Raw genomic sequence first — 1756 nt, forward strand, 5'->3', positions numbered from 1 at the left:
TAGTATGCCAGGCCCTCACTATAAGAATAACAGGAAATTAGAAAAATCGAAAGGCCAGAAGCTGTGTTTCATAACCACTTTGATGCCTTTCGAAGAAAGGCACATGTATAAACATGAAGGAACCCCGGATCTGGATGTAAGTCCACTTATGGATACAAAAAGTATTGTGGATGGTGATGGAAACGTAATAGGGCAGATAGGCATACAGTTAATAGATGAAGGGTATAAACTTCCTGAGAAGCCAGAAACCTCAGATTTAATGGCTTTATATAATCAGGTATCGCTTGGAAACGACTTCCATTTTGATGTGCATGACAGCTATATTGAAGTCAGAAATGACACGACAGAGATAGTCGGTACGACTGATGTTTATATATCACCAGCTATCAATAGTGATACGGAGGAACACGACTATGGCATTCTTGCATATAAAAGGGGTGATTCATGCTATCTTGGAATAATATTACTTCGTGATGCGGTCACGGCAGAACAGTGGAAAGATGTTGCTAGGCATGTGACACTTGCATAACATGATATTCTATTACCTCATCAGCTGACGGAATCGACGGAGCCGCCCCATTTCTTGTGACTGCAAGCGCAGATGCTCTTGATGCGATATCGAGAGTATCCTTGATATGCCTGCCCTGTGATATTGCTGCTACAAAGTACCCTGTGAACGTGTCTCCCGCAGCCGTCGTATCAACTGCATCCACCTTATAAGCCTTCTGCCTTACCTTGTGAGTGCCGTCGCTATAGATGGGTCCGTCCTCTCCAAGTGTAAGCACTACTTCTGCCTTAGGAAACTTTTGGTTCATGCTGTCAAGTATTGCATAAGGATCCCTCTCTCCTGATATCTGAAACCCTTCAACCTCATTCAGGATGAACATGGAAATCTTTCCCAGGTCAAGACTCAGTAGCTCATCGTCTATCGGTGATGGATTGAGGATGATTCCCATTCCCTTCTCATATGCCCTGTCTATGATGTATCCGAGGCAACTGATTTCGTTCTGCAGTAGCAGGATGTCTCCTCTGTCAAAATCTGCCAGCACCTCATCAATGAACTTCTCATCTATCTTCTGGTTCGCCCCGCCATATGCTATGATGGAATTCTGTCCGCACTGGTCGACCTGGATTATAGTATGACCGGTCTTCTCTCCTATAGTCCTGATATACGAAGTGTCAACGCCGCTGGCTCCGCACATAGTGACAAGCTGTTCTCCATCAGCCCCGATCATCCCAGCATGATATACCTTGGCTCCTGCGCGTGCTATGGCAATCGACTGGTTCAGACCCTTGCCGCCACAGTATTCGTGCATATAAAGAGCACGGACTGTCTCACCCGGAGTCACGATACTATTCACCCTGTACACATAGTCAATATTCAGCGAACCGAAATTCAGGATCTTCATCAGTGCAGCCTCCTTGTGTTTTTAGTACCACTGCTATTTTACCACATATCAGGATTTGCTGCTTGTTGACGTGATATACTATATTTGTAACAGAGATGACTAAGGATTATAATAAAGACAAAGAAATAATCGATATGTCATCAAAGTATGAACCCGAGTTCAAACACAAGATCGTAAAACTCCATTTGGAGGAAGGACAATCACTACGTAGTATTGCAACTGAATACGGAATCTCAAAAGCATCAATTACAAACTGGTGTAATGAGTTCAACGAAGAATGCGAAGCCCAAAGCAAAAACGCCCCTGATACAAAGACTGAGGCCGATTATATGAAGGAGAATAGACGT

General features: G+C 43.9%; 3 protein-coding genes. 2 read left to right on the forward strand and 1 reads right to left on the reverse strand.

Features of this window, described 5'->3' with window-relative positions; translation table 11 throughout:
* Positions 1-529, forward strand: a 529-nt coding sequence (locus ACTNCK_RS11655; protein WP_441082892.1) for a hypothetical protein, incomplete at its 5' end; no start/stop codon positions are given.
* On the opposite strand, the gene ACTNCK_RS11660 is transcribed toward ACTNCK_RS11655, so the two are convergent.
* A complete protein-coding gene (locus tag ACTNCK_RS11660; protein ID WP_441082893.1) occupies positions 507-1409 on the reverse strand; it encodes a ribokinase in 903 nt (300 codons plus the stop codon). The genes ACTNCK_RS11655 and ACTNCK_RS11660 overlap by 23 nt on opposite strands.
* Before the next feature lie 95 nt (positions 1410-1504).
* Between ACTNCK_RS11660 and ACTNCK_RS11665 the strand changes: the two genes are divergently transcribed.
* A partial coding sequence (locus ACTNCK_RS11665) for a transposase (protein ID WP_441082895.1) occupies positions 1505-1756 on the forward strand: 252 nt, incomplete at its 3' end.

Source organism: Candidatus Weimeria sp. HCP3S3_B5 (genome assembly GCF_052064335.1).
Classification (GTDB): domain Bacteria; phylum Bacillota; class Clostridia; order Lachnospirales; family Lachnospiraceae; genus Weimeria.